Raw genomic sequence first — 25,155 nt, forward strand, 5'->3', positions numbered from 1 at the left:
CCCCGATCCTATCGGTCGTACCGGCAGCTTCCGACCGCGCGTTGGGCGGTGGACCAGCGCCCTCCCTCTCCGGCGGGGCGGTGGGTCAGAGGCCGCCGAGGCCGTAGCGGACGAGGAAGTCACGCTCGGTGTCACGGCCGCCTTCGGGGTCAGGCACCGGTTCGGTGTCGGCCGTCGTGACGGTGTCCTCGAGGCGTACGGGCTTGGGCAGGTGCTTGAAGCGATCCTTGTCGGGAGTCATGACCCCAGCACCTCGGTGAGCGGCACACCAGGATCGGCGAGCCTCGCCCGATCCACGCTGCTCCCGATCAGCGAGCGGATGTCCTCGGTGACGTCCCAGATGTTGACGTTCATGCCGGCGGTGACCCGGTCGCCGTCGAGCCAGAAGGCGATGAACTCGCCGTCGTCCTTGTCGCCGCGGATCACGACGTCGTTCGAGGAGCTGCCACGGCCGACGTACTCCATCCCGAGGTCGAACTGGTCGGTGTAGAAGTACGGCTGCCAGTCGTACGTCACCGGCTGCCGCAGCATCGCCTTGGCGACGGCCTCGCCCTGGCGGATCGCGTTGTCCCAGTGCTCGACCCGCAGCCGCGTGCCGAGTGCCGTGTTCTGCGCGTTCGCGACGTCGCCGATCGCGTAGATCGCCGGGTCGCTCGTGCGGAACGACTCGTCCACCGTGATGCCGTTGTCGACGCCGAGGCCGGACGCCTCGGCGAGCGCGGTGTTGGGCGCCGCCCCGACGCCCATCACGACCAGGTCCGCCGTGATGTCCTCGCCGCCGCTCGTCACGACGTAGGGGCCGGTGCCAGTGATCCCCTCGGCAGCCGTTGACGTACGCAGGTCGACGCCGTTGCGGCGGTGCAGCTCCGCGAAGTAGGTGCCGAGCTCGTCCCCAAGGACGTTCTGCAGCGGCAGCGCGGCGTACTCCAGGACCGTCGTGTCGAGCCCGGCCTTGCGCGCGGCAGCAGCGGTCTCGAGCCCGATCCACCCGCCGCCGATGATGACGACCGAACCGGACTGCTCGTATGCCGTGCGGAGCGCGTCGCTGTCCTCGACCCGTCGCAGGGTCAGCGCCAGCTCCGCGCCGGGGATGTCGAGCCGCCGCGGGGTCGCTCCGGTCGCGAGCAGCAGCAGGTCGTACGTCAGTGGTTCACCCGCGTCGAGGTGCACCTGCTTCGTGGCCGGGTCGATCGCCGTGGCGGCGACGCCCATCCGGAGGGAGATGTCGTGCTCGGCGTACCAGTCGGCCGGCTCGAGCAGCATCGCGTCGGCCTCGGACTCACCCTGGAGGTACTCCTTCGACAGCGGCGGCCGCTCGTACGGCGGATGGTTCTCCTCGCCGACGATCGTGATCGGGCCCGTGTGTCCCTCGTTGCGCAGGGCGATCGCGGCCTTGCCACCCGCGTGGCCCCCACCGACGATGACGATGGCTGATGTGGCGCTCATGGCGTTCTCCTTGGCTCGGTCGACAACTCCATTGAACTGCGGATCACCTGACGGCCGCGAGGAACTCGGCACGCGACGCCGGGTTCTCCCGCAACACCCCGCGCAAGGCCGAGGTGCTGGTGGTCGTTCCCGCGACCTGCACGCCCCGCAGCGTCATGCAGGCATGCTCCGCCTCGATGACCACGCCGACCCCCTGGGGCGCCAGGTTGTGGTCGACCCAGTCGGCGATCTGCTGGGTCAGCCGCTCCTGCACCTGCGGGCGCCGGGCGAACAGCTCGACGACCCGCGCCAGCTTGGACAGGCCGACGATTCGGCCGCCGGGCAGGTAGCCGACGTGCGCCACACCGGTGAACGGCAGGAAGTGGTGCTCGCACACCGACTGGACCGGGATCGAGCGGACCACGACGAGCTCGTCGTACGCCTCGTCGTTGGGGAATGTCGTCACCTCGAACGGCCGGGACGTCAGCATCGCGGCGTACGCCTCGGCCATCCGCCGTGGGGTCCGCTCCATGCTCTCGTTGTCGCACGAGACGCCGAGCGCGGTGAGGAACTCTCGCGCCGCTCGGGCTGCTGCGTCCAGGTCGACCGTCGGGGAGGCGAACTCGCGCTCGAGCTCGGAGAGCTGCGTCATGACGACCGGCGCAGGAGGCCGTGGCCGCGCACCTCTGCCAGCTGCGCGAGGGCCAGTGCACCGACGAGCAGACCGAAGTCCCGCAGCGCGATGTCGTAGAAGTCCTTGAGCGTCAGCAGGTCGACGATGATGCCGAGCAGCCACGCGGCGACGACGTAGGCACCGAGCCTCGGCGCGGCGGCGACGAGCAGGCCGGCAGCGATCTCGATGACGCCCACGGCATACATGGCCTGGTCCGCGTTGCCGGGAACGATGTCGTTGATCCACGGTGCGAGGTAGATCGACCAGTCCGTGAGGATGTTCGTGAACTTGTCGAGACCGAACGCGATCGGCGCGATCGTGAAGACCGTGCGGAGCATGAGGAAGGCGCGGGCGACGGGGTCCGCCTTGAGGTCGAGGGGGGTCATGGCTTGTCTCTCCCTTTCTAAAGAACAATAATATTGACAGTAGAGACCTTGAGGTTTTTCGTCAAGATATTTATCTGTTAGAAAGGGATGCCGTGAGCGACTTCGCAACCCGCGTCGCCAGCATCGGCGCACTCGGCGATCCCCTGCGCCGCGATCTCTACCTCTACGTGTGCGCCAAGCCGTACGCCGTGAGCCGAGACGAGGCCGCCGATGCGCTCGGGGTGCCCCATCACAAGGCGAAGTTCCACCTCGACCGGCTCGAGGCCGAAGGCCTGCTCACCGCCGAGTTCGCGCGCCTCACCGGCCGGTCCGGGCCGGGTGCCGGCAGGCCCGCCAAGCTCTACCGGCGCGCACCCGACGACATCACCGTCTCGCTCCCCGGCCGGGAGTACGAGATCGCCGGTCAGCTCCTGGCGGCAGCCGTCGCGACGTCCGAACGTACGGGCGGCTCTGCGATCGACGCGCTCCACGAGGAGGCAGCGCGACAGGGACGGGAGTGGGGGCAGGCCGCCATGAGCGAGTCCGACGAGCGGTCGCCGATCCAGCTGGCGGAGCAGGCTCTGGCCGAGCACGGCTACGAGCCGCGCGACGATGAGCAGCGCGTGATCCTGGCGAACTGCCCATTTCACACCTTGGCCGCCAGCCACACCGAGATGGTGTGCGGCATGAACCTCGCGCTGATCTCGGCGCTCATCGACGAGGTCGGACCGGACGACCTGGAGTGCCGGCTCGAGCCGGACGACCAGCGGTGCTGCGTCGTGCTCTCTAGTCGCTGACCACTGGATCAAGCACCGGCGAACGGCGCCGACCGCCGGGCAGGCGTCCGGCGAGCACGCCGAGTGGCTCGACCGCGCCGCTGAGGATGTTGACGGCAGAGTTGAGGTTGGGGATCGCGTTGCCCAACGCCTCGAGGCGCGGGACGATCGCGTCGAAGGTCGCGCCGAGCCCGATGAGCTGGTCGAGCGTGCCACCGGGAGCCAGCAGCTTCTCGAGGATCCCGTCCTCGGCGAGCAGCTGGTCGAGCAGGCCGCCTTCGGCGAGGATGCGGTCCAGCGCACCTTCTTCGGCCAGCAGCCGGTCGAGCGGGCCGCCGGGCGCGAGGAACCGGTAGAGCGGACCGTCCTCGCTGAGCGCACGGTCCAGCGGGCCTCCGGCCTCCAGCAGCCGGACGAAGGGTCCTTCCTCGTCGGCCATCCGGTCCAGCAGCCCGTCGCGGGCCAGGGCCTTGCCGACCGGCCGGTCGTCAGCTGTGAGATCGGCGAGCGTGTTGGCCAGCCCGATCGGCCCGCGCTCATCAGCCAGGATCCGGTTGAGCTGGTCGAGCAGGCCGCCTTCGCCGAAGATCTGCGCCAGCCGGGTGGCGTATCCGCCCTCACGGAGGATCGGGCCCTGCGGCGACGCGAGCTGGCCGAGGCCGAGCGTTGCCTGGGTGGCGGCGACCGTCACGCGTACGGGGAGCAGGGCCAGTCCTCTGATGTCCATGCGTGAACCCTAGGACCATGACATCGTCGATGTCACGACGTCGCGCGTGCTCGGGAATTTGACTCGTCGATCGGGAGAACATATATTCAACGTATGTTGAATAGTCCGGCCATCGAGGTCAACCGCCTCACGGTGATCCGCGGGAAGAACGTCGTGATCCCCGACCTCACGGTGTCGGTGCCGACTGGGTCCGTCACCGGGCTGTTGGGGCCCAGCGGCTGCGGCAAGTCGACTCTCATCCGCGCGATCGCGGGCATCCAGATCATCAGGTCCGGCACCGTCACGGTGCTCGGCGGCCCGGCCGGCACGGCGGTCGCGCGACAGCGGGTCGGATACGTCACGCAATCCAGCTCGGTCTATCCCGACCTGACGGTCATGCAGAACCTCAGGTACTTCGCCGCGGTCACCGGCAGTGATGAGCGGGCCACGCTGGTGGCGGTCGACAACGTGGGACTCGCGGACAAGCTCGACTCCCTGGTCGCCGACCTGTCGGGAGGTCAACGCACGAGGGTCTCGCTGGCCGCCGCCCTGCTGGCGGACCCCGACCTCTACCTGCTCGACGAGCCGACCGTCGGGCTCGACCCCGTGCTCCGCCGCGACTTGTGGCAGCTGTTCAAGCGCCTGGCCTCACAGGGCAAGACCCTGCTCGTCTCGAGCCATGTCATGGACGAGGCGGGACGCTGCGACCGCGTGCTCCTGATGCGCGAGGGTCAGCTCATCGCCGACGCGACCCCCGACGAGCTCCGCCGCGACACCGGTGAGGACGACCTCGAGCGCGCGTTCCTCGTGCTCGCCGAAGGCGAGGCGGCATGAAGAGGACCTTCGCCACGGCACGGCGCGTGCTGCAGCAGCTGAGTCACGACCCGCGCAGCATCGTGATGATCGTGGTGCTGCCCTCGCTCCTGCTGCTGATGTTCAAGTACGTCTATGACGGCAACCCGGCGGTCTTCAACCGGGTCGGCCCGCAGATGCTCGGCATCTTCCCGTTCATCGTGATGTTCCTCGTGACCTCGGTGACGATGGTGCGCGAGCGTACGTCCGGCACGTTGGAGCGCCTGCTGACGACCCCGCTGCGACGCGGCGAGCTCATCGGCGGATACGGCGTGGCGTTCGGCACGGCGGCTCTCGCCCAGTCCCTCGTGACCTCGGCCGTCGCGATCTGGCTGCTCGACATGGACGTCAACACACCGTGGGCAATCGTCCTGTTCGCGGTCACCGACGCCGTGCTCGGTACCGCGCTCGGCCTGCTGATGTCGGCCTTCGCGGTCACCGAGTTCCAGGCGGTGCAGTTCATGCCGCTGGTCGTCGTGCCGCAGCTGCTGCTCTGCGGCCTCCTGGCATCGCGCGACTCCATGCCGGACGTCCTGCGCTGGCTCTCCGACGTACTTCCCCTCAGCTATGCGGCCGACGCCTTCACCGAGCTAGGGTCGACCAGCGACTTCACCTCGACACTGACCAAGGACCTCGTGATTCTCATCGGCTGCTGCGCGCTGGCCCTCGCCGGCGCGTCCCTGACTCTTCGGCGGCGCACGCCATGACCGTCAAGCGAACGCGGGGCCGCCCGCCGGCAGGCGACGCAGCCGACCGCCGTACCGCGATCCTCGACGCCGCCCGCGCACAGTTCGCGGCACAGGGGTTCGGCGGCACGTCGATGCGGGCGATCGCCCGTGACGCCGGCGTCGACGTCAGCCTGATCAGCCACTACTTCGGCGACAAGGCGGGCCTGCTCATCGCGACGATGGAGCTGCCGGTCAACCCGCTCGAGAAGATCGCGTCGGTCATCGAGGACGGCCCGGAGGGGATGGCCGAGCGGCTGCTGCGGACCTTCCTCAGCTCATGGGACCCCCACCGCGACGTCTTCAGCTCGATGTATCGGACGACTCTGGGAACTGGCGATTCCCAGGCACCCATGCTTCAGCTGGCCCGGAACATCCTCATCACATCGCTCCTGAAGGTGCTCGAGGGAGACGACCGGGACCTCCGCGCCTCGCTCATTGCGAGCCAGCTGATCGGCATGGCGACGATGCGCTACGTCGTGCAGCTTCCAGCGATCGTGGACGCTCCGATCGACGAGGTCGTACGCGTGTACGCCCCCGGGATGCAGACGCTGATCACGCCATAGCCGGGCCCAGATCGGCGAGTCGCTGGATCAGGCCCATGGCGTCGAACGGCGCCCGGACCTTCATGTCGTTGTCGAAGTACGCGTAGACGTCGGTTCCGCCCTCGGCCCAGCCACGGAGCAGCGCCGCCCACTCGTCGAGCGCCTTGTCCGAGTAGCCGCTGGCGTAGAGCTCGGTGTCGCCGTGGAGGCGTACGTACGCGAAGTCGGTGGTGACCTCACGGATCAACGGCCACTTGCCTGCGGTGTCAGCGACGACCATCCCGATGTCGTGCTCTCGGAGCAGACCGAGGAACTCCGGCGCCAGGAACGAGTCGTGCCTGACCTCGACGGCGTGCCGGATCTCCCGCACGTTCGTGACCTCGAGGTAGGCCCGGCCGGCGACGCGTTCGTCGTGCCGCGCACCCAGCTCTGCGGCCGCCGTCGTCGTCCGGGGCAGCTGGTCGAAGAAGGCGGCCAGGCGTGGGGCATCGAAGCCGAGCGACGGTGGCAGCTGCCACAGGACCGGGCCAAGCTTGTCGCCGAGCGCCAACGGGCCGCTGGCGAAGAAGTTCGCCAGGGGGGCGTCGACGTCGGCGAGCTTCTTCATGTGCGTGATGAAACGGCCGCCCTTGACCGCGAAGACGAAGCCCTCCGGCGTCCGCTCACGCCAGGACTGATAGCTCTCCGGACGTTGCAACGAGTAGAACGAACCGTTGATCTCGATGCTGGTCATCCGGCTCGCGGCGTACTCGAGCTCGTCCTTCTGCCGCAGGCCCTCGGGATAGAAGACCTTGCGCCACGGCGCGTACGTCCACCCGGAGATCCCGATCCTGACGGTGCCGGACACGAGGGTCAGAGCGATCCGGCGAGGGTCCCGATCAGGGCGAACAGCGCGACCACGATCGAGATCGGCACGAGCCAGAGGGCGGCGATCGTGAGTGTGACGGTCGTGCCGATCTTGGGCGGCACGAAGTAGCGGGCGCGCGGCAGGTCGCCCACACGGTCGATCCATCGGCCAGTCATCGCCATGCCGCCCCAGGCACCGTTGAGGCGATCGAAGATGCGCCTTCCGCCGCCACCGGCGATGCGCTCGAGAGCGCCGCGGGTCTCGTCGACCTTGTCGCTCAGGCTGATCGCGATGCCGAGCTCGGTGGCCAGCTGGTCCGGGTCCTCGACGGCTCGCAGGATGTTGCGACGCCGCATCCAGAAGGCGCCGCTGATCACCGCCATCACGACACCGGCGATCAGGACGACCACGCGCACTCCGCCGTCGGCGATGAGGCCGAGCATCAGCGTCGCCAGGATGAACGGCACCGGAGCGAGCTGCACGATCGCGGTGGGCACGCGCAGCATCCGGACCGCGACGGTGATGACGCCCGCGACGCGGTGCGCCACCTCACCGGTCCGGCCGTCGACGCGCGAGGCGAAGCCGCCAACCGCCGAGTTGGCCTGCGACCCGAACCCCCGTGCGAACCTCATGCCCCAATCGTACGGAGCAGGGCCGAACTCCGCCGATGTCCGACGGCCCACATAGGCTGCGTTGGTGGCCATAGCACTCGCACTCCTGTCGGCTCTGGCCTACGGGATCTCCGACTTCATCGGAGGCATCCTCGCCAAGCGATCGGCGGCCTGGCAGGTCGCCGTCGTGGGCCAGACGTCGTCCGGCGTCCTCAGCCTGCTGGCCGCGGTCATCGTCGCCGGCTCGCCGACCGGCACCGACATGATGTTCGGATCGCTGGCCGGGCTCGGCGGCGGGTTCGGCGTGGCGTTCCTCTATCGCGGCCTCGCCACGGCCCGCATGGGTGTCGTCGCCCCGTTGTCGGCGATCTGCACGGCTCTGATCCCGGTGGCCGTCGGCCTGGCGACCGGCGACCGGCCGTCAAGGCTGGCGCTGCTCGGGGTCGTGTTCGCCTTCCCGGCGATCGCCCTCATCTCCCGAGTCGACGACGGCCACGAGGACCACGACGCCGAAGCGCATCGCGGCGGTGTGATCGACGGCATCCTGGCCGGTGTCGGGTTCGGCCTGCTCTTCACGTTCCTCGGCCAGGTGGGTGACGACGCGGGACTCTATCCGCTCGCGCTGTCGCAGCTCACCTCGGTGCTCGGCGTGGTGGTCACCGCGGTCGTGCTGCGCCAGGACTGGGTGCCGCGCGGTCGCAAGGTCTGGGGCGCCGTCGTGATGGGTCCGCTCGGTGCGACCGCCCAAGGGGCGTTCCTCTACGCCACGCACCACGGCTTGCTGTCGATCGTGTCGGTCATCTCGTCCCTCTATCCCGCCAGCACGGTGCTGCTGGCCTCCGTCCTGCTGCGCGAGAAGATCCACAGCTGGCAGGGCGTCGGCCTCGTCTTCGCCGCCCTCGCCGTAGCACTGGTCGCGGCCGGCTGAGTCACTTGAGGAACTTGCTCGTCGTGCGGTCCTTGAGGGGCTTGCCGCCGGTCTGGCACGTCGGGCAGTACTGCAGAGCCGACTGCGAGTAGGTCACCTCGAGGACGGTGTCGCCGCACACCGGACACTTCTCACCCGTACGCCCGTGGACCCGCATGCGGATGCGCTTGTCGTCCTTGAGCTCCTCGGCCGGCTTGCCCCGCGCCTCCTCCACGGCCTCGCGGAGGATGTCCTGCACCGCGGCCTCCAGGCGTGCGATCTCGTCGTCCTTGAGGTTCTCGGCGATCGCGAACGGCGACAGCTTCGCGGCATGCAGGATCTCGTCGCTGTAGGCATTGCCGACGCCGGCGATGATCTTCTGGTCCCGCAGCAGCCGCTTGACCTGCATACGGCGGTCGAGCAGTGGGCGCAGCTCGAAGCCCGGCTCGAGCGGATCGGGTCCGAGCGCGGCAATGCCGGGCACCTCTGACGGGTCGCGCACGACATACATCGCGAGGCCCTTGCGGGTGCCTGCCTCGGTGACGTCGAAGCCGATGTGCGGACCGTCGCCGCGGTCGAGGCGTACGCGCGCGGCGATGTTGCTGGCGCCGAGCTTGAGCTTGGTGTCGGGCAGCTGGTTGGACCAGCGCAGCCAGCCGGCCTTGGCGAGGTGGACGACGATGTGGATCCCGTCGACGTCGATGTCGATGAACTTGCCGTGCCGACTGACACCCGTGACCGCGAGCCCCGACAGCGCGGAGACCGGCGGGTCGAACGTCTTGAGCACTGCGAACGACGCGAGCTCGACGCCGACGACCACGGCGCCGGTGATCTCCTTGTCGAGGAACTCGACGAGCGCATTGACCTCGGGAAGCTCAGGCATGGGTCAATGATCGGGGTTGCCGGGCAACTTCTCCAGAGCCGGCTCAGTCGACCGGTGATTCGGCGAGGAAGATGCAGAACGGGTGACCGGCCGGATCGGCGTAGACGTAGAGCGGCTCATCGGGGTCGTCGTAGCGGTCGCGGAGCAGCCGCGCGCCCAGGGACAGCGCCCGCTCGTGGTGGGCGTCGAGGTCCGCGATGGAGGCGACCGTGAGGTCGAGGTGCAGCTGTTGCGGCACCGGCCCCTCGGGCCAGGTTGCCTCGGGCAGCCTCTCGACCTGCTGGAACGCGAGCTGCACCCCGGCACCTCGCAGCACGAGCCAGTCGGCGCCCAGCGGGTCGGGATCGCCCGGCGCGGGAGGCTCGTCGCCGGGCCGGTAGGTGAGGTCGAGCAGCTGGCGATAGAACTCGGCCAACGTGCGGATGTCGATGCTGTCGAGGACGACCTGCCGAACGGTGAGCGGACCCGGAGCCATGCCGCCAGCCTCGCATCGGCCACCGACACCTGCACGTCGACGGATCAACCGGTGAAGGTCAGCCAGAGCAGCGAGACGTTGAGTGCGATGACGATCGCGGCCACCAGGCACGCCGCCGCGGTGGTGCGGTGCGCGTTGGCATACTCGCCCATCACGTCCTTGCGGGCGGTCAGGATCACGAGCGGGATCAGCGCGAACGGGATGCCGATCGAGAGCACGACCTGGGAGATGACGAGAGCGCGGCTCGGCTCGGCACCCAGCGCCAGGACGACGAGGGCCGGGATGAGGGTCACGACCCGGCGGACGAGGATCGGCAGGCGTACGCCCAGCAGGCCCTTCATGACCTCGGCACCCGCGGCGCTGCCGACCGAGGTCGAGGCGAGGCCTGAGCCGAGCAGCGCGACCGCGAACAGCAGGGCGACACCGGCGCCGAGCTCGGAGGTCACGACGGCGTGCACGCCCTGCAGCGTGTCCGTGCCGGGCAGGCCGTCGAGGCTCGACGCGGCGACGACGAGCAGTGAGAGGTTGAGGACGCCGGCCAGGATCAGCGCGAGGACGACGTCGGTGCGCGTGGCCGACAGCAGCTGGCGCACCGTGAGCCCCTCACCCCGGCGGTCGAGGCGAGTGATGGTGAGGCTCGAGTGCAGGTAGATCACGTGCGGCATGACGGTGGCGCCGATGATGCCGGAGGCCAGCAGGACGCTGTCGGTCCCCTCGAACGCCGGCACCAGACCGCCCGTCAGGGCGCCTGCCGACGGCGGGTCCACGAACAGGCCGGCCATGAAGCCGACCGCGATCAGCGCGAGGAATCCGACGATGACGCGCTCGAGCGTCTGCTGTCCGCGCAGGTCACCGATCCGCAGGACGATCATCGCGACGACGGCGGTGATGATCGCGCCGAGCACGAGGGGCAGGTCGAACAGCAGGTAGAGCGCGATCGCCCCGCCCACGACCTCGGCCAGGTCTGTCGCGATCGCGATCGCCTCGGCCTGCAGCCAGTACGCGATGCGCGGTGCGGTCCGCAGCCGCTGACCCATGTGGCCGGCGAGCGACAGGCCGGTCACCATGCCGAGCTTGGCCGACAGGTATTGCACCAGCACCGCCATGACGTTGGCCATCACGACGACCCAGACGAGGGTGTAGCCGAACTTCGACCCGGCGGTGACGTTGGTCGCGACGTTGCCCGGATCGACGTACGCGACGGCAGCGATGAAGGCAGGCCCGAGGAGCCCGATGCGGGGCAGTCTGCTCTTCACCAACATGGTGCCCAGCATCTCGCATGTCCCCCGGCGATCACACACTGGACGTACGTGAATGGTTGCTCTAGAGTAACGGTTACCCATGAGCAACCATTCAGCAGCCCACGCGATCCTCGACGCGCTCGGTGACCCGATGCGCCGCAGCATCACCGAGACCCTCGGTGGCGGCGCCCTCCCCGTCGGCGAGCTCGCCGACCGGCTCCCCATCGGCCGACCGGCGGTCAGCAAGCACCTGCGGGTGCTGGAGAACGCCGGCGTCGTCGAGCACACGAGCGTCGGGACCCGCAACCTGTACGCCCTCGCTCCCGGTGGACTCGCGGCCGTGCAGGTCTGGCTGACGGAGACGTGGGACGACGCGTTGTCGTCGTTCGCGCAACACCTGGAGAACGGAGCAGGATCATGACGATTCCCCCCATCGTGCGTCAGGTCGTGGTGCCGGCATCGGCGTCGGTCGCCTATGAGGCATGGACGCAGCAGATCGACCAGTGGTGGCCGCTCCGACGCCACTCGGTGTTCAAGGACGACAACTCCGTCGCGTTCGTGGACGACCAGATCGTCGAGACGACCTCGACCGGCGAGACCACGACCTGGGGCACCGTGATCGCCGCCGAACCACCCGGCAGCCTGACGTTCACCTGGCACCCCGGTCATGGGCCGGATCGCGCGAGCACGGTCGCGGTCGACTTCGTGCCGATCGCCGACGACCGGACCCTCGTACGCCTGACGCACACCGGCTGGGAGGTCTTCGCCGAGCCGCTCGACGCCCGCGAGGACTACCGCGGCGGTTGGGCCGGCGTGCTCGACGCCTATCGGAACGCCCTGCCCGCCGAGCCGGGCGAGGACGAGGATGTCTGGCTGATCCTCGAGTCGACGCCCGGAGTCGCGGCGGGCGACTCGGTCTTCGCGCATCCGCTGTTCGCCGAGCACCTCGTGTTCATCGACAAGCTCAAGGCCGACGGCGTGCTGGTCGCGGCCGGGCCGTTGCCCGACTCGGCGGGTCACGGACAGACGATCATCCGGGTCCCGGCGTCGGAGGCGGCCGGCTACATCGCCGCCGCGCACGACGACCCCGCGGTCGCCGGCGACCTGCTCGTGCTGCGCGTACGCCCGTGGCACGTCGTGGTGCCGGGTCACTAGCGCGGCGGGACCCCCGTGGCGACCGGTCGGTCGTCGATGTTGCTCCACTGCGACCACGATCCGGGGTAGAGCGCCGCGTCGAAACCGGCGACCGCCAGGGCCGCGACCTCGTGCGCCGCGGTGACGCCGGATCCGCAGTAGGCCGCGACGTCGACGCCATCGCGTACGCCGAGCGCCTCGAACCGCCGGCGCAGCTCCGGCGCCGGCAGGAAGCGGCCTTCGTCGTCGAGGTTGGCCGTCGTCGGAGCGCTGACGGCGCCGGGAATGTGTCCGGCCTTCGGGTCGATCGGCTCGACCTCACCCGCGTATCGCTCGGCCGCGCGGGCATCGAGCAGCACACCTGCGTAGGTCGCGGCGCCGTCGATGTCGATCGTCGCAAGATGTCCACCCTCGAGGGTCACGTCGCCCGGCTCGGGCACGACATCTTCCGTCTCGAGCGCGCCGCCGGCCGCGACCCATGCGGCGAGCCCGCCATCGAGCAGGCGTACGTCGTCGAACCCCGCCCAGCGGAGTAGCCACCATGCACGTGCTGCGGCCTGGCCGCCGTTGTCGTCGTACGCGACCACCGAGTCACCCTCTCGGATGCCCCACCGCCGTGCCGAGACCTGCAGCGACTCGACCGACGGCAGCGGGTGGCGGCCATCCTGTGGCTCTCCGTGCGCCGCGAGCTCTGGCTCGAGCGGCACGAACACAGCGCCCGGGATGTGGCCGGCGAGGTACTGCTCACGACCCGGAGGACCGCCGAGCTTCCACCGTACGTCGAGCAGGACGACCCGCTCCGTCGACGACATCAGCTCCGGCGCCTGGATCAGGATGTTCACGGACCCAGACTAGGCAGGCCGGCCACCTGCCGAGATGACGAACGGCGCCACCCCCGGTGCGTGACCGGGAATGACGCCGCTTCAGTCGTGCGAGCCTCTACGAGGACGAGTAGACGCGGGTGGATCCGCCGGATCCTCCGCCGCTGCGACGACGACCGCCGCCACCGCCGCGGTTGCCTCCGCCACCCTGCGGGCGGCCGCCACCGTTGCCACGGAAGCCCCCCTGCGGGCGTCCTCCGCCACGGTTCTGACCGCCGCCGTTGCCCGAGGTGCGGGCACCCTGGCGTACGGACGAGGCGTGCGGAGCCTCGGTGCCGGCTCCGGAGAGCGCCTCGGCAGTCATCGGCGACGGTGCCGTGCGGGCGTCGTGGTGACGCGCCGTGACGCCGGCCTTGTTCTGCAGCTGGATGACGTCGCGCAGGGCCTCGGGCGTCGTCATCGTGACGACGGATCCGGACTCACCGGCGCGAGCCGTGCGGCCCGAACGGTGCTGGTACGCCTTGTGCTCGGCCGGCGCGTCGTAGTGCACGACCAGGCCGATGCGGTCGACGTGGATGCCGCGCGCGGCGACGTCCGTGGCGACGATGACGCTGGCGCGACCGCTGCTGAAGGCCTCGAGGTTGCGCTCGCGGTGACGCTGCGAGAGGTCACCGTGCATGTCGACGGCCTCGATGCCGTTCTGCGTCAGCTGGCGGGCGAGGCGCATGGCCCCGCGACGCGTACGCGTGAAGACGATGCTGCGCGGGTTGGCACGCAACAGGTCGAACGCGGCCTTGGACTTCTCGGTCGCGGCGCTGACGAGCACGTGGTGCTCCATCGTGTCGACCGCGCTCTCGCCGGAGTCGACCTCGTGGAGGACGTGCTTCGGCAGGTGGCGCTTGACGAGCTTGTTGACGTCGCCGTCGAGCGTCGCCGACAGCAGCAGGCGCTGGCTCGACTCGGGCGTCCGATTGAGGATCGCGTCGATCGGCTTGTAGAAGCCGAGGTCGCACAGGTGGTCGGCCTCGTCGAGGACCGTGATCTCGATGTCGTCGAGCGTCATGCAGCGACGGTCGAGCAGGTCGGTCAGACGGCCGGGCGTCGCGATGACGATGTCGACGCCGTTGCGCAGCGTGCTGATCTGCTTGTTGATCGGCACACCGCCGTAGACCGTGGTCAGGCGGAGACCCATCTTCTGCGCGAGCGGCTCCATGGCCGTACGCACCTGGGTCGCCAGCTCACGGGTCGGGAGCAGGATCAGGCCGCGGGGCGCCTTGGGACGGCTCGTGCGCCCGGCGAGCCGGACGAGGACCGGTAGGCCGAAGGCCAGGGTCTTGCCGGAGCCGGTGCGCGCGCGGCCCAGCACGTGGCGTCCCGCGAGCGCATCGGGGATCACCGCCTGCTGGACAGGACTGGGGTTGACGATCTCCTGGCGAGCCAACGCGGATACCAGCGAGGCGGGGAGGTCGAGGGTGGAAAAGGTGGGCAGCACAGAGCTGCCTTCAGGCTGATTCAAAGAACTCACAGACGATTCGGGAAAGAATGCCCGATATCCATTTCACGCGGATTCGCGCTACTTCGTCGGGCCGGAACAGCACCGGACTGGCGCGTTCACGTGTTCACATTCTAGCAGTCGGTTGCCGCGCCCAACGAATCGTGACGTGTGCGTGACGTCACGCCAGGAGGTCTTTGTACTCCGGGTGCTTGTCGATGAACCGCGAGACGTACGGGCAGGTCGCGATGATGAGCTTGCCGCGCACACGGATGTCGTCGAGCGCAGCGGTCACCAGCTCGGAGGCAAGGCCCTGTCCCTCGAACTCGTCGAAGACAACGGTGTGCGGGAACGTCACGACGTCGCCGTCCTCGAACGCCTGGGTGAAGCCGGCGAAGACATCGTCGACGTGGATCTCGTAGCGGCTCTTGTCGGGATTGTGGGTCACCGTGTGTGTCATGCCAGCGTCAACGCTCAGAACAGCGTGAGGATTCCGAGCAGACCGACCGCGACGGCCAGCGCCAGCGAGATCGCGATGAGGATCGTGTGGACGCGGAGGAACGTCGTGGCGTTGCCGGCCGCGTCGCGCGAGCGCTCGTCCTTGCGTACGCGCTTGAGGAACGGCGGCCAGATCACGAAGTTCCAGATCGCGGTGACGATGAGCACGAGTGACCAGGCAACGGGAAGATCCATGCGGACATTCTGGCTGCCCGCCGTCAGAGCTCCGCGAGCAGGTCGTCGAGCGGCTTCGGCACGCGATCGAGGTCCAGCGCATCGACGAGCGCGCGACCGTACTGCTCCTTGCGACCGCCGTGCGTACCCATGAACCGGTGCAGCCGGTGCTCGTCACTACGTTCCCTCTGAGCGGGCTGCTGGCGGAAGATGTCGTACGCGCGCGTCTCGCCCTCGAGCTCGATGACGGCCTCGACCGCCGCGACGCCGAGGGCTCCGATGAGCTCGCCCTCCAGGTCGGGATCACACACGAAGAAACCGTCGAGTCCGAGCCCGGAGCGTTCGAGCGCACGTTGGAAGAAGCCCTGCTCCGCCCGGTCGCACAGGCCGGCGAGCTCGACCCCGAGACCCTCCGGGCCCACCAGGTCGAGGAAGCGGCCGATGCTCGTCGCGCCGCCCAGAGGCACGACGCAGACCCCTTCGGCGTCGAGGTCACGGCCCCGGCGCACGGCCAGCCTCTCCAGCGCAGCCTGGTCGCTGACGCCCTCGACCAGGACGATCTTGCGCAGCCCGACCGCGGGAGCCAGCTGCTTCGCCGTGTCGCCGGCGACTGCGGCGTCGTCGCCGCCGGCCGCCCAAGCCACGACCGACTCGCGAAGGCGGGTCATGTCGTCCACATCTCCAGTGTGCACTGGAGGTCCGACTACGATCGCGATATGGCAGCGACACCGACCCTCTACGAGTGGTGCGGCGGCCATGACGCCCTGCTGCGCCTGACCGAGGTGTTCTACAGCCGCGTGCTCGCCGACCCGGTGCTCGAGCCGGTGTTCCGCCACATGGGCCCGCAGCATCGCGAGCACGTCGCACTCTGGCTCGGCGAGGTGTTCGGCGGCCCCACGACGTACACCGATGAGCAGGGCGGTTACCCGAACATGCTGAAGCACCACATCGGGCTCGAGATCACCGAGGAGCAGCGGGCGCGCTGGGCCGGGCTCATCGCGGCCAGCGCGGACGAGGCCGGCCTGCCCGACGACCCGGAGTTCCGCTCGGCGTTCGTCGCCTATGTCGAGTGGGGCACGCGGATCGCCAAGGCCAACTCCGCTGCCGGGGCGACTCCCCCGCCGGACCTGCCCTCGCCTCGCTGGGGCTGGGGCGAGGCGCCGCCGTACTTCGGCTGAGGGTCCCGTCAGCCGGCGCCGACGAGGCGCTCGCGAGTGGCTTTCCACGGCTTGTCCCAGCTGACGTCGCCAGCCCGCAGCTCGTCGCCGCACGCGCTGCACACATCGGCCGAGGTCGACTCGGCGCCGCACGTCTCGTGGATCAGCGCCATGTGGGCGCCACCCGCGGGCATACGCGTGTGCTTCTCGGCCCAGATCGACACGGCGTGCATGATCGGCAGCAGGTCAGCCCCGGCCTCCGTCGCGACGTACTCGTAGTGCGTACGCCGATCGGCGCGATACTCGACCTTGCGCAGCAGCCCCTCGTCGACGAGCAGCCGGAGCCGGCGACTCAGGACCGCGTCCGAGATGCCGATGCTCTCGCGGATCTCGTCGAACCGGCAGCGCCCGTGCAGGACGTCGCGCATGATCAACATGATCCACGGGTCGCCGAGCACGTCGAGCCCCCGGCGTACCGGACACAGGTCCTCGGACCAGTCGGATCGCAATGGCATGATGCACCTCGCTTTTGGCTGGATATCGACTTGCTTGAGGAAAGCCAGCACCAGTATCGTCGCCACGTCAACTTTTCTCAAGAAAGTCAGAACCCATGACTCGTACGCGCATCCATCCCGCGTGGTTCGTCGCGGTGACGGCGTTCGTCGCGCTGGTCGGCGCTGCCGGCTTCCGCGCCGCACCGGGTGCGCTGTTCGTGCCGCTGCACGACGAGTTCGGCTGGTCGACCAGCATCATGTCGCTCGCGGTCAGCATCAACCTGCTGCTCTATGGGCTGACGGCGCCGTTCGCGGCCGCACTGATGGACAAGTTCGGCATCCGCAAGGTCACCACGGTCGCGCTGCTGATGGTGTCGCTCGGCAGCGGGCTCACGGTGTTCATGACCGAGTCGTTCCAGCTGCTCATCACATGGGGCGTGCTGATCGGCCTCGGCACGGGATCGATGGCGATGGTGTTCGCGGCGACGATCGCCAATCGATGGTTCATCGAGCGCCGCGGCCTCGTCATGGGCATCCTCACCGCCGGCGGTGCGACCGGGCAGCTCGTGTTCCTCCCGATCGTGGCGGCGCTCGCCGAATCGGTCGGCTGGCGCACGGCATCGTTGACCATCGCCGGTGCGGCCCTCGTGGTCGTACCCCTCGTCATCCGCTTCATCGGCGACTTCCCTGAGGACCGCAGCCTCATGCCGTACGGCGCCCCCGCCGACTGGCAACCGCCCGCCCGGGAGACCGGCGGGTCGGCCAAGCGGGCGATCGACGCGCTGCGCGCCGCGAGCCACGTGCCCGCGTTCTGGGCGCTCGCGGCGGCGTTCGCGATCTGCGGCGCGACGACCAACGGACTGGTCGGCATCCACTTCATCCCGTCGGCGCACGACCACGGGATGGACCAGACCACGGCGGCGAGCCTCCTGGCGGTCGTCGGCATCTTCGACATCGTCGGCACGGTGGCGTCGGGCTGGTTCACCGACCGGTACGACCCGAGGATCCTGCTGGCCGGCTACTACGCGTTCCGCGGCGTCGGGCTGGTCCTGCTGCCGACCCTGTTGGCGTCGAGCGTACGGCCGAGCATCGTCGCGTTCGTCGTGATCTACGGGCTCGACTGGGTCGCGACGGTGCCGCCGACCGTGGCGCTGTGCCGGGAGATCTTCGGCGACCAGGGCACGATCGTGTTCGGCTGGGTGTTCGCGTCGCACCAGTTCGGCGCCGCCGCTGCGGCCTTGGTGGCCGGCGTGATTCGCGACCAGACCGGCAGCTATTCGCTCGCGTGGTTCGGCGGGGCGGGGTTGTGCGCCGTCGCCGCAGTGCTGTCCTGGATCCTCGGCTCATCGCGCAAGCGCGCCGCCGTCCGGGAGTCCCTCCCAGTCCCGATGTGACCCGCCCCCCGCTGGGCGTGACGAGTTGCAGGCGACACGCCGACACGAGCCTGCAACTCGTCACTCCCAGCGGAGCTTGGGTCAGGCGGAGGTGAGGGTGGCCAGCGCCGAGGTGAAGAGGGCGAGCCCGTCGGTGCCGGGACCCGTCAGGTCCTCGACCGCGTGCTCGGGGTGCGGCATGAGCCCGACGACGTTGCCGCGCTCGTTGGTGATGCCGGCGATGTCACGCAGCGAGCCGTTGGGGTTGACGTCGACGTAGCGGAACACGACCTGGCCCTCGCCCTCGAGTCGGTCGAGGGTGTAGTCGTCGGCGATGAAGCCGCCCTCACCGTTCTTGAGCGGGATGACGATCTCGTCGCCGACCGTCAGGTCAGAGGTCCACGCCGTCGACGCGTTCTCGACCTTGAGCGTCTGGTCGCGGCAGATGAACGTGCGGTGGTTGTTGCGGATCAGCGCGCCAGGCAGCAGGTGCGACTCGCACAGGATCTGGAAGCCGTTGCAGATGCCGAGCACCGGCATGCCACCCTCGGCCGCCGCGATGACGTCGGTCATGACCGGTGCGAAGCGGGCGATGGCGCCGGCGCGGAGGTAGTCACCGTAGGAGAAGCCACCCGGCAGGATGACGGCGTCGACGCCCTTGAGGTCGTGGTCACCGTGCCACAGCGCAACGGGCTCGCCGCCGGCGATGCGTACGGCGCGCTGCGCGTCGACGTCGTCGAGGGAACCGGGGAAGGTGACGACCCCGACCTTCATGAATCAACCCGGACGGCGTAGTCCTCGATGACCGGGTTCGACAGGAGCGTGCCCGCGAGGGCGTGCACCTCGGCGAGCGTGGCCTCGTCGGCCACCTCGACCTCGAGCTCGAACCGCTTGCCCTGGCGTACGTCGGTCACGGCGTTGAAGCCGAGCCGCGGGAGGGCGCCGTGAACGGCCTTGCCCTGCGGGTCGAGGATCTCGGGTTTGGGCATGACATCGACGATGACGCGGGCCACGGACGCTCCTATGTCGGGGGTGTGCGCCCATTCTATCGGTGCTGCGCAGGTGCTCCGAACCGCGTTCAGGACAGCTCGCGCTTGAGGATCTTGCCGGTGCTCGTCATCGGCAGCGCGTCGACGAACTCGACGATCCGGGGGTACTTGTAGGCCGCGAACTGCTCCTTGCCCCAGGCGACCAGATCGGCCTCGGAGACGTCGTCATGGTCCTTGTTCTTGACCACGACGGCCTTGATCTCCTCGCCGTGCGACTCGTGCGGCACTCCGATCACGGCGACCAGCGAGACCGCCGGGTGCTCCATGAGGACTTCCTCGATCTCGCGCGGATAGACGTTGAAGCCGCCGCGGATGATCATGTCCTTGGACCGGTCGACGATGTAGTAGAACCCGTCCTCGTCCTTGCGGGCCAGGTCGCCGGAGCGGAACCAGCCGTCGCGGATCGCCTCATCGGTTGCCTCGGGGCGGTTGTAGTAGCCCTTCATGACATTGTGGCCCTTGATCGCGATCTCACCGATCGCATCAGGACCATCGGGGACGTCCGTCCAGTCGTCGTTGATGAGCTTCATCTCGACGCCGGGGATCGGCACACCGATCGACCCCACGCGCGGCTCCTCGCCGAACCGGGCGAACGACGCCACCGGCGACGTCTCCGACAGGCCGTAGCCCTCCAGGATGGTCACCCCAAACCGCTCCTTGAACTGCCGGTGGATGTCCACCGGCAACGCCGACCCACCGGCCGCCGCGACCCGCAGGTTCGCCGCGATCGTGCCCACGTCGACACTGTCATCGAGCGCGCCGAGCAGGCCCCAGTACATCGTCGGCACCCCGGCGAAGAACGTCACCTTGTTCGCCAGCATCAGCCCGAGCGCCGACTGCGCCTCGAACCGCGGCAACATCACCACGGTGCCGCCGAACGCGGCCGACCCGTTCTGGATCACCGTCTGACCGAACGAGTGGAACAACGGCAAGACACACAGGTACGTGTCGGGGTTCGCCTCATCGGCACCGAACAGGTCCTTGCTCGCCAAGGCGTTGTCGCGCATGTTGCGATGCCGGAGCTCAGCCCCCTTGGGCTGACCCGTCGTGCCCGACGTGTAGAGGATCACCGCCGTGTCGTCGTCATCGCGCTCGACCGTGTCGAACGTCGGCGGCTGCTGCGCGACCAGCGGCCCGTAGAATTCCGGCGGCTCCAGCGGCTCGGGCTGCTTGGAGTCCAGCTTGATCAGGAAGAACTCCGTGCACGACTCCGTCGCCTGGAACCCCTCCCACGCCGCATCGCCGATCGGCAGGTCCGGCGTGCCCTCGAACGCGAAGTACGCCTTCGCGTCCGAGTCGGCCAGGTGATAGGCCACCTCGCGGCCCTTCAGCAGCACGTTCAACGGCACCACCGTCGCACCGGCCTTGAGGATCCCGAAGTAGATGATCGTGAAGTACGGCAGGTTGGGGCACGACAACGCCACCTTGTCCCCGGGCTCGATCCCGTGCGACACCAACAGGTTCGCCACCTGGTTCGCAGCACCGTTGACCTGCGCATACGTCAGACGCGTGTCCCCGAACACGATCGCCGTACGGTCGGCGTACTTCTCGGTCGACTGCTCCAACAAGGCGGCGAGATTGGCCACGGTGACTCCTCAGGTGACGGGGTCCTCACCATATCCGGAGTATGTCGCCCGTTGGGCGCAACCTTTTCGGGGCTCGAGGCATCTCCCCCTCGACAGCAACATCACACCCGAGGGGGAAGCATGACCGCACGACTCGTACGACTGACCAGGACCACCATGGCTGCCATCTGCGCCATGGTGGTCCTGGTCGCCGGCGGCACGACCGCCGCGCTCGCCACGACCTCAGCCGTGCCGACGACCGGCACCATCACCGGGACGATCTCGGACCCGAGCGGCTACCCGTTGGCCGGCATCACCATCCAGCTGTGGGACAACGGTGCCGATGAGGGCTCGCTCGTCGCAACTGCGACGACGGACTCCGCCGGGCGGTACCGGTTCGCCAAGGTCGCAACCGACGGCGACGACGCCTACCGGTTCGAGGCAGAGGACCTCTCGGGTGCCCACCTGCAGCTGACGTCCGGAACGTTCGTGGTCCCGGCCGGCAAGACCACGAACCACAACGGGACGATGAAGCTTGCCGGATTCATCCAGGGCAAGGTCTCCACCAAGGACGGCGCCGCTGCGACCCAGCCGGCCAAGACTGTCGTGGTCGAGGCCGACGGCGGCGACGTGGCCCTGGACGCCAAGGTGTCAGCCAAGGGCTTCTTCCGTCTGGGTGGCCTGCCCACCGGGACGTACAGGGTGCGCTTCCAGGACTCGGCCGGCACGTTCACGACGACCTGCTACAACAACGTGCCGACGATCAACCTCGGCCGCTGTCCGGGCATGACCACGGTCGCCGTCACGGCTGGGAAGACGACGACACTCAAGCCCCAGGTCCTCCACCACAAGCTCGGACAGCTCAGCGGTTCGGTGGCCGACACGAACGGCGCACCGCTGCAGGGCATGACGGTCGAGGTCCGCAGGGCGAGCGATCAGGCCATACTCGCCGAGCTGACCACGAAGGCCGACGGGTCGTGGACCAGCGGCATCGGATTCGTCGGCACGGTCAAGGTCGAGGTCTGGGACACCGAGGATGCCTACCGCACGACCTGGTTCAAGAATGCGGTCGACTTCGCCCACGCCACCGCCCTGCAGCTCAAGGATGAAGGCAAGATCACCGGCATCAACGTGGTGATGCCGAAGAAGTAGAAGGTTGCGGAGCCCGGCCTGGGCGTTGGCTCAACAGCCGTCGCGCATCAGGCCGGGCTTCGCGCCGCGGGTGACCTCGACGAACGTCACGGCGTCGGTCGGTTGCACTGCGTCGGGAGTGGCGTTGAACAGGAACCCGATCCAGCCGTTGCCCTCACTGACGAACAGTCCGGTCTGGTTGTAGCCCGCCTGCTCGGGCGCCACGTCGCCGAGAACCCCCTGGACGCTCTCGTACGTGCTGCCGACGCCGAGACCTGAACGCGTACGCGGACCGCCGCCGCGGACGCCGATCGAGTAGACCGAGCCATTGTCATTCGTCAGCACGTCGAGCTGGTCGTTGTAGTTGGCCCTCCAGACCAGGTCGTCGGTGCGGTTGCACGCGGGGACCGAGACATCGGCGTCGAAGTAGCCGGTGCCGTACGCGGCCTGCTTGCTCATGCCGACCTGCACCGGACCGACGGCGCCGGGGATGATGCGCAGCGCGCCCACCGGGGCGAGCGGGAGCTTGGCCGGCTCGGACGCCTTGGTCCCTCCACCACCGCCAGTCCCCGGAGCAGGGGCAGCGGTCTTGCCCGACGACTTGGGCTTGTCGGCCTTCTTGGTCGTCGCAGTTGCTGACGGCTTGGCCCTGGGTTCCGGGTCGGAGTTGCCCTTGAGCTCGTGCGCCACCACGCCGGTGCCCACCCCACCGACCATGCTGATCGCCAGGATCCCGGCTGCTATCTGCTGCTTCATGACTGCCTCCAGCGTGCTGGTGCCCCTGACGGAGCACACCTCGGCAACAGAGATGCCGAGCAGCGGTCAGAAGTTGCCTTCATGCACGCCCAACCTTTCACGCACGAACCCGCGGGCCGTGTGGATGCGGGCCTTGACCGTGCCGAGCGGCGTCTGGGTCAGGGCGGCGATCTCGTCGTACGGCAGCGCGCCGACGTCACGCAGGACGAATGCCTCGGCAGCCGCAGGGTGTGTCTGCTCGAGCGCCTCGATCGCGTCGAGGAGGTCGATACGGCTCCCGGCGATGACGCTCGTCGTACGCGGGTCGGGGCTGACCGGCAGCTCATCGACCGAACGCTCGGCGAACCGTCGTTTCAGGGTGCGGTAGGTCTGCCGCGCCGAGTTGGAGGCGATGACCGTGACCCACCCCATGAACGACCCCTTCGAGGAGTAGTCGCGCAGGTGGGTCGCGATCGACAGCAGCGCGTCCTGCGCCGCCTCCTCGGCGTCGAGGGTGTGCGGCAGCAGACGGGCACAACGACGCACGACCCGAGGCCGGATGGCGGCCAGCAGCTCCTCCATGGCGGCAGCGTCGCCGGCCCGGGCTCGGGCAATCAGGTGCTCGTCGACGTCCATGCCCCGACGATACTGATACGGGTTGTCACGCATACTGATGCGTGATGAAACAGATCGGTCGTTACCGCCTCGACGCGGTCGAGGGGTTCGGCGCCTTTGCCACCGTCTGGCGCGGTTTCGACACCGAGCTCGAGATCCCCGTCGCCATCAAGCTGCTGGCGGAGAACTGGGCCCACCACGCCGACGTACGCGAGCGGTTCCTCGCGGAGGCTCGGCTGCTGCGCCGCATCCACGATCCGCGGGTCGTACGCGTGCACGACATCGGGACGCACGAGGACCGGCCGTTCTTCGTCATGGACTACGTGTCCGCTGGCACCGTGGCCGACCGGGTGAGTCCTCCGGGCTCCACCGAGGACGCCTTGCGCCTGGCGATCGAGTCGGCCCGCGCGGTCCAGGTCCTGCACGAGGCCGGGATGCTGCACCGGGACGTCAAGCCCAGCAACCTGCTGGTGGCCGAGGACGGCCGGGTGCTGGTCGCGGACCTGGGGAGTGCCAAGCGGCTCGCCGAAGCCAGCGGCGTCACCGTCACGACCGGCACGCCGGCCTACATGGCACCGGAGCAGGCTCGGGGCGCACCGGTCGACGCCCGCTCGGATGTCTACTCCCTCGGCGCCGTGACCTACGAGTTGCTGTCCGGTCGTCAGCCGTACGACGTCGCCGACCCCGGCACGCTGCTCAACCGACCCAACGACAGCCGGCCCGAGCCCCTGGCGGGGTCGCACGACATACCCCGCAACCTCGACCATCTGCTGGTGTCGGCTCTCGCGACCAGGCCCTCCGACCGCCCGGCGTCGGCCACCGCGTTCGCGGATGCGCTCGAGCAGATCGCCGGTGGCGCCAAGGTTCGCCACGTCCGGCGCGTACGCCGCGAGGTGTCCCCGGCGCTCGCTGTCACGCTGGCGGTGCTGGTGTTCGGCCTGTCGGCTGCGGCGACGTGGTACCTGATCCGCTGAGGATCAGAACGTCTCGCCGGTCAGCTGCTCGTAGGCCTGGACGTAGCGATCGCGCGTCTTCTCGACGATCTCGGCGGGCAGCGCCGGCGGCTGCCGGTTGCTCGCGCGGTCCCAACCGCTGTCGGGCGAGGTCAGCCAGTCGCGGACGAACTGCTTGTCGTACGACGGCTGGGCCCGTCCGGGCTGCCACGAGTCGGCCGGCCAGAAGCGCGACGAGTCGGGGGTGAGCACCTCGTCAGCGAGGACGATCGTGCCGTCGGGTCGTGCGCCGAACTCGAGCTTGGTGTCAGCGAGGATGATGCCGCGCTCGCGGGCGATCTGCTCGGCGCGCGCGTAGACCGTCAGGGTCAGGTCGCGGAGCGCCGCAGCGCTCTCGGCACCGATCGTCTCGGTGACCTGCTCGAACGACACGTTCTCGTCGTGCTCGCCCATCTCGGCCTTGGTGGCGGGGGTGAAGATCGGCTGCGGCAGCCGCGACGCGTCGACGAGTCCAGCCGGCAGCGGCACGCCGCACACCTCTCCGGTCGCGTTGTAGTCGATCAGGCCCGACCCCGTGAGGTAGCCGCGCGCGACGCACTCGACGGGGAACATCTCGAGCTTCTCGACGATCAGGGCGCGGCCGCGTACGCGCTCGGGCACCGAGGTCGACACGACGTGATTGGGGACCAGGTCCTTGAGCTGGTCGAACCACCACAGCGACATACGCGTGAGGATCTCGCCCTTGTCGGGGATGCCGGGCGTCAGCAGGAAGTCGTAGGCCGAGATGCGGTCGGAGGCGACCATGAGCAAGTGGCCGTCCTGGACCTCATAGAGGTCCCGCACCTTGCCCGAGTGCAGGTGGCGGGCTCCAGGGATGTCGAGTGGCACAGGCTCAGACTAGTGGCGCGCTGGTGCGGTCGCGCCGGGCCACCG

33 protein-coding genes are annotated in these 25,155 nt (G+C 69.0%); 11 read left to right on the plus strand and 22 right to left on the minus strand.

The window, feature by feature from the left end:
* Positions 1 to 85 precede the first annotated feature (85 nt).
* Genes AC1DVU_RS02210 through AC1DVU_RS02225 form a run of 4 tightly spaced genes read right to left on the minus strand, consistent with a single transcriptional unit; the run spans position 86 to position 2,484 of the window.
* Complete coding sequence (locus AC1DVU_RS02210; protein WP_476920787.1) at positions 86 to 241, minus strand: hypothetical protein; 156 nt, start codon at positions 239 to 241, stop codon at positions 86 to 88.
* Positions 238 to 1,446 carry an NAD(P)/FAD-dependent oxidoreductase gene (locus AC1DVU_RS02215; RefSeq protein ID WP_476920788.1) on the minus strand — a complete coding sequence of 403 codons (1,209 nt, stop codon included), beginning with the start codon at positions 1,444 to 1,446 and terminating at the stop codon, positions 238 to 240. The genes AC1DVU_RS02210 and AC1DVU_RS02215 overlap by 4 nt, the downstream gene beginning before the upstream one ends.
* Positions 1,447 to 1,489: 43 nt before the next feature.
* Complete coding sequence (folE, locus tag AC1DVU_RS02220; protein ID WP_476920789.1) at positions 1,490 to 2,077, minus strand: GTP cyclohydrolase I FolE; 588 nt, start codon at positions 2,075 to 2,077, stop codon at positions 1,490 to 1,492.
* Positions 2,074 to 2,484, minus strand: a complete 411-nt coding sequence (locus AC1DVU_RS02225; protein WP_476920790.1) for a hypothetical protein — start codon at positions 2,482 to 2,484, stop codon at positions 2,074 to 2,076. The genes folE and AC1DVU_RS02225 overlap by 4 nt, the downstream gene beginning before the upstream one ends.
* A gap of 92 nt (positions 2,485 to 2,576) precedes the next feature.
* Here AC1DVU_RS02225 and AC1DVU_RS02230 point away from each other — a divergent pair, with 92 nt between their 5' ends.
* Positions 2,577 to 3,260: a helix-turn-helix transcriptional regulator gene (locus tag AC1DVU_RS02230; RefSeq protein WP_476920791.1), complete on the plus strand. Its 684-nt coding sequence runs from the start codon at positions 2,577 to 2,579 to the stop codon at positions 3,258 to 3,260.
* Here the strand turns inward: AC1DVU_RS02230 and AC1DVU_RS02235 are convergent.
* Entirely contained in the window at positions 3,250 to 3,966 is a 717-nt protein-coding gene (locus tag AC1DVU_RS02235; protein ID WP_476920792.1) for a hypothetical protein, read from the minus strand. The two genes, AC1DVU_RS02230 and AC1DVU_RS02235, sit on opposite strands and share 11 nt — an antisense overlap.
* Positions 3,967 to 4,059: 93 nt before the next feature.
* Between AC1DVU_RS02235 and AC1DVU_RS02240 the strand changes: the two genes are divergently transcribed.
* The 3 genes from AC1DVU_RS02240 to AC1DVU_RS02250 are packed head-to-tail and all read left to right on the plus strand — an operon-like array spanning position 4,060 to position 6,088.
* Entirely contained in the window at positions 4,060 to 4,779 is a 720-nt protein-coding gene (locus AC1DVU_RS02240; protein ID WP_476920793.1) for an ABC transporter ATP-binding protein, read from the plus strand.
* The gene (locus tag AC1DVU_RS02245; protein WP_476920794.1) at positions 4,776 to 5,504 is read left to right on the plus strand and encodes an ABC transporter permease; all 729 of its coding nucleotides are present in this window, start codon (positions 4,776 to 4,778) and stop codon (positions 5,502 to 5,504) included. The genes AC1DVU_RS02240 and AC1DVU_RS02245 overlap by 4 nt, the downstream gene beginning before the upstream one ends.
* Positions 5,501 to 6,088 carry a TetR/AcrR family transcriptional regulator gene (locus AC1DVU_RS02250; RefSeq protein ID WP_476920795.1) on the plus strand — a complete coding sequence of 196 codons (588 nt, stop codon included), beginning with the start codon at positions 5,501 to 5,503 and terminating at the stop codon, positions 6,086 to 6,088. The genes AC1DVU_RS02245 and AC1DVU_RS02250 overlap by 4 nt, the downstream gene beginning before the upstream one ends.
* On the opposite strand, the gene AC1DVU_RS02255 is transcribed toward AC1DVU_RS02250, so the two are convergent.
* The gene (locus AC1DVU_RS02255) at positions 6,078 to 6,914 is read right to left on the minus strand and encodes a DUF72 domain-containing protein (protein ID WP_476920796.1); all 837 of its coding nucleotides are present in this window, start codon (positions 6,912 to 6,914) and stop codon (positions 6,078 to 6,080) included. The two genes, AC1DVU_RS02250 and AC1DVU_RS02255, sit on opposite strands and share 11 nt — an antisense overlap.
* A 5-nt stretch (positions 6,915 to 6,919) precedes the next feature.
* Positions 6,920 to 7,546 (minus strand): hypothetical protein, encoded by a 627-nt coding sequence (locus AC1DVU_RS02260; RefSeq protein WP_476920797.1) that lies wholly within the window; start codon positions 7,544 to 7,546, stop codon positions 6,920 to 6,922.
* A gap of 64 nt (positions 7,547 to 7,610) precedes the next feature.
* On the opposite strand from AC1DVU_RS02260, the gene AC1DVU_RS02265 reads away from it, so the two are divergent.
* Positions 7,611 to 8,453, plus strand: coding sequence for an EamA family transporter (locus AC1DVU_RS02265; RefSeq protein WP_476920798.1), 843 nt, complete (start codon positions 7,611 to 7,613; stop codon positions 8,451 to 8,453).
* 1 nt (position 8,454) lies between these two features.
* Here the strand turns inward: AC1DVU_RS02265 and AC1DVU_RS02270 are convergent, their stop codons facing one another.
* From AC1DVU_RS02270 to AC1DVU_RS02280, 3 genes are read right to left on the minus strand one after another with little or no spacing between them, the layout of a single operon-like run.
* Positions 8,455 to 9,315 carry an Fpg/Nei family DNA glycosylase gene (locus tag AC1DVU_RS02270; RefSeq protein WP_476920799.1) on the minus strand — a complete coding sequence of 287 codons (861 nt, stop codon included), beginning with the start codon at positions 9,313 to 9,315 and terminating at the stop codon, positions 8,455 to 8,457.
* Between the two features lie 43 nt (positions 9,316 to 9,358).
* The gene (locus tag AC1DVU_RS02275) at positions 9,359 to 9,790 is read right to left on the minus strand and encodes a VOC family protein (protein WP_476920800.1); all 432 of its coding nucleotides are present in this window, start codon (positions 9,788 to 9,790) and stop codon (positions 9,359 to 9,361) included.
* Between the two features lie 44 nt (positions 9,791 to 9,834).
* Positions 9,835 to 11,052, minus strand: coding sequence for an Nramp family divalent metal transporter (locus AC1DVU_RS02280; RefSeq protein WP_476920801.1), 1,218 nt, complete (start codon positions 11,050 to 11,052; stop codon positions 9,835 to 9,837).
* Positions 11,053 to 11,131: 79 nt separating this feature from the next.
* Between AC1DVU_RS02280 and AC1DVU_RS02285 the strand changes: the two genes are divergently transcribed.
* Positions 11,132 to 11,452 (plus strand): ArsR/SmtB family transcription factor, encoded by a 321-nt coding sequence (locus tag AC1DVU_RS02285; RefSeq protein WP_476920802.1) that lies wholly within the window; start codon positions 11,132 to 11,134, stop codon positions 11,450 to 11,452.
* On the plus strand, positions 11,449 to 12,186 hold the full coding sequence (locus tag AC1DVU_RS02290; RefSeq protein WP_476920803.1) for an SRPBCC domain-containing protein: 738 nt from the start codon (positions 11,449 to 11,451) through the stop codon (positions 12,184 to 12,186). Before AC1DVU_RS02285 ends, AC1DVU_RS02290 begins: the two co-directional genes overlap by 4 nt.
* Here AC1DVU_RS02290 and AC1DVU_RS02295 read toward each other — a convergent pair.
* From AC1DVU_RS02295 to AC1DVU_RS02315, 5 genes are all read right to left on the minus strand, one after another.
* Positions 12,183 to 13,007 (minus strand): sulfurtransferase, encoded by an 825-nt coding sequence (locus tag AC1DVU_RS02295; protein WP_476920804.1) that lies wholly within the window; start codon positions 13,005 to 13,007, stop codon positions 12,183 to 12,185. The two genes, AC1DVU_RS02290 and AC1DVU_RS02295, sit on opposite strands and share 4 nt — an antisense overlap.
* A 97-nt stretch (positions 13,008 to 13,104) precedes the next feature.
* Positions 13,105 to 14,478, minus strand: coding sequence for a DEAD/DEAH box helicase (locus AC1DVU_RS02300; RefSeq protein WP_476920805.1), 1,374 nt, complete (start codon positions 14,476 to 14,478; stop codon positions 13,105 to 13,107).
* 181 nt (positions 14,479 to 14,659) lie between these two features.
* Positions 14,660 to 14,938 (minus strand): GNAT family N-acetyltransferase, encoded by a 279-nt coding sequence (locus tag AC1DVU_RS02305; RefSeq protein ID WP_476920806.1) that lies wholly within the window; start codon positions 14,936 to 14,938, stop codon positions 14,660 to 14,662.
* 14 nt (positions 14,939 to 14,952) lie between these two features.
* Positions 14,953 to 15,171 carry an SCO4848 family membrane protein gene (locus AC1DVU_RS02310; RefSeq protein WP_476920807.1) on the minus strand — a complete coding sequence of 73 codons (219 nt, stop codon included), beginning with the start codon at positions 15,169 to 15,171 and terminating at the stop codon, positions 14,953 to 14,955.
* A gap of 23 nt (positions 15,172 to 15,194) precedes the next feature.
* Positions 15,195 to 15,818, minus strand: a complete 624-nt coding sequence (locus AC1DVU_RS02315; protein WP_476920808.1) for a TOPRIM nucleotidyl transferase/hydrolase domain-containing protein — start codon at positions 15,816 to 15,818, stop codon at positions 15,195 to 15,197.
* 48 nt (positions 15,819 to 15,866) lie between these two features.
* Here AC1DVU_RS02315 and AC1DVU_RS02320 point away from each other — a divergent pair, with 48 nt between their 5' ends.
* The gene (locus AC1DVU_RS02320) at positions 15,867 to 16,328 is read left to right on the plus strand and encodes a group II truncated hemoglobin (protein WP_476920809.1); all 462 of its coding nucleotides are present in this window, start codon (positions 15,867 to 15,869) and stop codon (positions 16,326 to 16,328) included.
* 8 nt (positions 16,329 to 16,336) lie between these two features.
* On the opposite strand, the gene AC1DVU_RS02325 is transcribed toward AC1DVU_RS02320, so the two are convergent.
* On the minus strand, positions 16,337 to 16,822 hold the full coding sequence (locus tag AC1DVU_RS02325) for a winged helix-turn-helix transcriptional regulator (protein WP_476920810.1): 486 nt from the start codon (positions 16,820 to 16,822) through the stop codon (positions 16,337 to 16,339).
* Positions 16,823 to 16,917: 95 nt separating this feature from the next.
* Between AC1DVU_RS02325 and AC1DVU_RS02330 the strand changes: the two genes are divergently transcribed.
* A complete protein-coding gene (locus tag AC1DVU_RS02330; RefSeq protein WP_476920811.1) occupies positions 16,918 to 18,195 on the plus strand; it encodes an MFS transporter in 1,278 nt (425 codons plus the stop codon).
* Positions 18,196 to 18,276: 81 nt separating this feature from the next.
* Here AC1DVU_RS02330 and purQ read toward each other — a convergent pair whose 3' ends face one another.
* The 3 genes from purQ to AC1DVU_RS02345 form a co-directional block, all read right to left on the minus strand.
* Positions 18,277 to 18,948: a phosphoribosylformylglycinamidine synthase subunit PurQ gene (gene purQ / locus AC1DVU_RS02335; protein WP_476920812.1), complete on the minus strand. Its 672-nt coding sequence runs from the start codon at positions 18,946 to 18,948 to the stop codon at positions 18,277 to 18,279.
* Positions 18,945 to 19,187, minus strand: a complete 243-nt coding sequence (purS, locus tag AC1DVU_RS02340) for a phosphoribosylformylglycinamidine synthase subunit PurS (protein ID WP_364641719.1) — start codon at positions 19,185 to 19,187, stop codon at positions 18,945 to 18,947. Before purS ends, purQ begins: the two co-directional genes overlap by 4 nt.
* A gap of 65 nt (positions 19,188 to 19,252) precedes the next feature.
* Complete coding sequence (locus tag AC1DVU_RS02345; RefSeq protein ID WP_476920813.1) at positions 19,253 to 20,809, minus strand: long-chain-fatty-acid--CoA ligase; 1,557 nt, start codon at positions 20,807 to 20,809, stop codon at positions 19,253 to 19,255.
* Positions 20,810 to 20,929: 120 nt separating this feature from the next.
* Here AC1DVU_RS02345 and AC1DVU_RS02350 point away from each other — a divergent pair, with 120 nt between their 5' ends.
* Positions 20,930 to 21,940, plus strand: a complete 1,011-nt coding sequence (locus AC1DVU_RS02350) for a carboxypeptidase-like regulatory domain-containing protein (RefSeq protein WP_476920814.1) — start codon at positions 20,930 to 20,932, stop codon at positions 21,938 to 21,940.
* Between the two features lie 30 nt (positions 21,941 to 21,970).
* Here the strand turns inward: AC1DVU_RS02350 and AC1DVU_RS02355 are convergent, their stop codons facing one another.
* Positions 21,971 to 22,675 (minus strand): hypothetical protein, encoded by a 705-nt coding sequence (locus tag AC1DVU_RS02355; RefSeq protein ID WP_476920815.1) that lies wholly within the window; start codon positions 22,673 to 22,675, stop codon positions 21,971 to 21,973.
* A 66-nt stretch (positions 22,676 to 22,741) separates the two neighbouring features.
* The gene (locus AC1DVU_RS02360) at positions 22,742 to 23,290 is read right to left on the minus strand and encodes an RNA polymerase sigma factor (RefSeq protein ID WP_476920816.1); all 549 of its coding nucleotides are present in this window, start codon (positions 23,288 to 23,290) and stop codon (positions 22,742 to 22,744) included.
* Positions 23,291 to 23,334: 44 nt separating this feature from the next.
* Here AC1DVU_RS02360 and AC1DVU_RS02365 point away from each other — a divergent pair, with 44 nt between their 5' ends.
* Entirely contained in the window at positions 23,335 to 24,243 is a 909-nt protein-coding gene (locus AC1DVU_RS02365; RefSeq protein ID WP_476920817.1) for a serine/threonine-protein kinase, read from the plus strand.
* A gap of 3 nt (positions 24,244 to 24,246) precedes the next feature.
* On the opposite strand, the gene AC1DVU_RS02370 is transcribed toward AC1DVU_RS02365, so the two are convergent.
* Entirely contained in the window at positions 24,247 to 25,110 is an 864-nt protein-coding gene (locus AC1DVU_RS02370; protein ID WP_476920818.1) for a phosphoribosylaminoimidazolesuccinocarboxamide synthase, read from the minus strand.
* Between the last annotated feature and the right edge of the window lie 45 nt (positions 25,111 to 25,155).

It is taken from the genome of Aeromicrobium sp. P2_G6 (assembly GCF_056403535.1).

Bases quoted from the DNA above. Each gene is read 5' to 3' on its own strand.
- AC1DVU_RS02285 (WP_476920802.1), top strand. From the start codon at position 11,132: ATGAGCAACCATTCAGCAGCCCACGCGATCCTCGACGCGCTCGGTGAC.
- AC1DVU_RS02245 (WP_476920794.1), top strand. From the start codon at position 4,776: ATGAAGAGGACCTTCGCCACGGCACGGCGCGTGCTGCAGCAGCTGAGT.
- AC1DVU_RS02365 (WP_476920817.1), top strand. From the start codon at position 23,335: ATGAAACAGATCGGTCGTTACCGCCTCGACGCGGTCGAGGGGTTCGGC.
- AC1DVU_RS02305 (WP_476920806.1), bottom strand. From the start codon at position 14,938: ATGACACACACGGTGACCCACAATCCCGACAAGAGCCGCTACGAGATC.
- AC1DVU_RS02275 (WP_476920800.1), bottom strand. From the start codon at position 9,790: ATGGCTCCGGGTCCGCTCACCGTTCGGCAGGTCGTCCTCGACAGCATC.
- AC1DVU_RS02250 (WP_476920795.1), top strand. From the start codon at position 5,501: ATGACCGTCAAGCGAACGCGGGGCCGCCCGCCGGCAGGCGACGCAGCC.
- AC1DVU_RS02240 (WP_476920793.1), top strand. From the start codon at position 4,060: ATGTTGAATAGTCCGGCCATCGAGGTCAACCGCCTCACGGTGATCCGC.
- folE (WP_476920789.1), bottom strand. From the start codon at position 2,077: ATGACGCAGCTCTCCGAGCTCGAGCGCGAGTTCGCCTCCCCGACGGTC.
- AC1DVU_RS02210 (WP_476920787.1), bottom strand. From the start codon at position 241: ATGACTCCCGACAAGGATCGCTTCAAGCACCTGCCCAAGCCCGTACGC.
- AC1DVU_RS02235 (WP_476920792.1), bottom strand. From the start codon at position 3,966: ATGGACATCAGAGGACTGGCCCTGCTCCCCGTACGCGTGACGGTCGCC.
- AC1DVU_RS02360 (WP_476920816.1), bottom strand. From the start codon at position 23,290: ATGGACGTCGACGAGCACCTGATTGCCCGAGCCCGGGCCGGCGACGCT.
- AC1DVU_RS02350 (WP_476920814.1), top strand. From the start codon at position 20,930: ATGACCGCACGACTCGTACGACTGACCAGGACCACCATGGCTGCCATC.
- AC1DVU_RS02290 (WP_476920803.1), top strand. From the start codon at position 11,449: ATGACGATTCCCCCCATCGTGCGTCAGGTCGTGGTGCCGGCATCGGCG.
- AC1DVU_RS02325 (WP_476920810.1), bottom strand. From the start codon at position 16,822: ATGCCATTGCGATCCGACTGGTCCGAGGACCTGTGTCCGGTACGCCGG.
- AC1DVU_RS02320 (WP_476920809.1), top strand. From the start codon at position 15,867: ATGGCAGCGACACCGACCCTCTACGAGTGGTGCGGCGGCCATGACGCC.
- AC1DVU_RS02225 (WP_476920790.1), bottom strand. From the start codon at position 2,484: ATGACCCCCCTCGACCTCAAGGCGGACCCCGTCGCCCGCGCCTTCCTC.
- AC1DVU_RS02355 (WP_476920815.1), bottom strand. From the start codon at position 22,675: ATGAAGCAGCAGATAGCAGCCGGGATCCTGGCGATCAGCATGGTCGGT.
- AC1DVU_RS02330 (WP_476920811.1), top strand. From the start codon at position 16,918: ATGACTCGTACGCGCATCCATCCCGCGTGGTTCGTCGCGGTGACGGCG.
- AC1DVU_RS02260 (WP_476920797.1), bottom strand. From the start codon at position 7,546: ATGAGGTTCGCACGGGGGTTCGGGTCGCAGGCCAACTCGGCGGTTGGC.
- AC1DVU_RS02215 (WP_476920788.1), bottom strand. From the start codon at position 1,446: ATGAGCGCCACATCAGCCATCGTCATCGTCGGTGGGGGCCACGCGGGT.
- AC1DVU_RS02315 (WP_476920808.1), bottom strand. From the start codon at position 15,818: ATGACCCGCCTTCGCGAGTCGGTCGTGGCTTGGGCGGCCGGCGGCGAC.
- AC1DVU_RS02270 (WP_476920799.1), bottom strand. From the start codon at position 9,315: ATGCCTGAGCTTCCCGAGGTCAATGCGCTCGTCGAGTTCCTCGACAAG.
- purQ (WP_476920812.1), bottom strand. From the start codon at position 18,948: ATGAAGGTCGGGGTCGTCACCTTCCCCGGTTCCCTCGACGACGTCGAC.
- AC1DVU_RS02280 (WP_476920801.1), bottom strand. From the start codon at position 11,052: ATGTTGGTGAAGAGCAGACTGCCCCGCATCGGGCTCCTCGGGCCTGCC.
- AC1DVU_RS02310 (WP_476920807.1), bottom strand. From the start codon at position 15,171: ATGGATCTTCCCGTTGCCTGGTCACTCGTGCTCATCGTCACCGCGATC.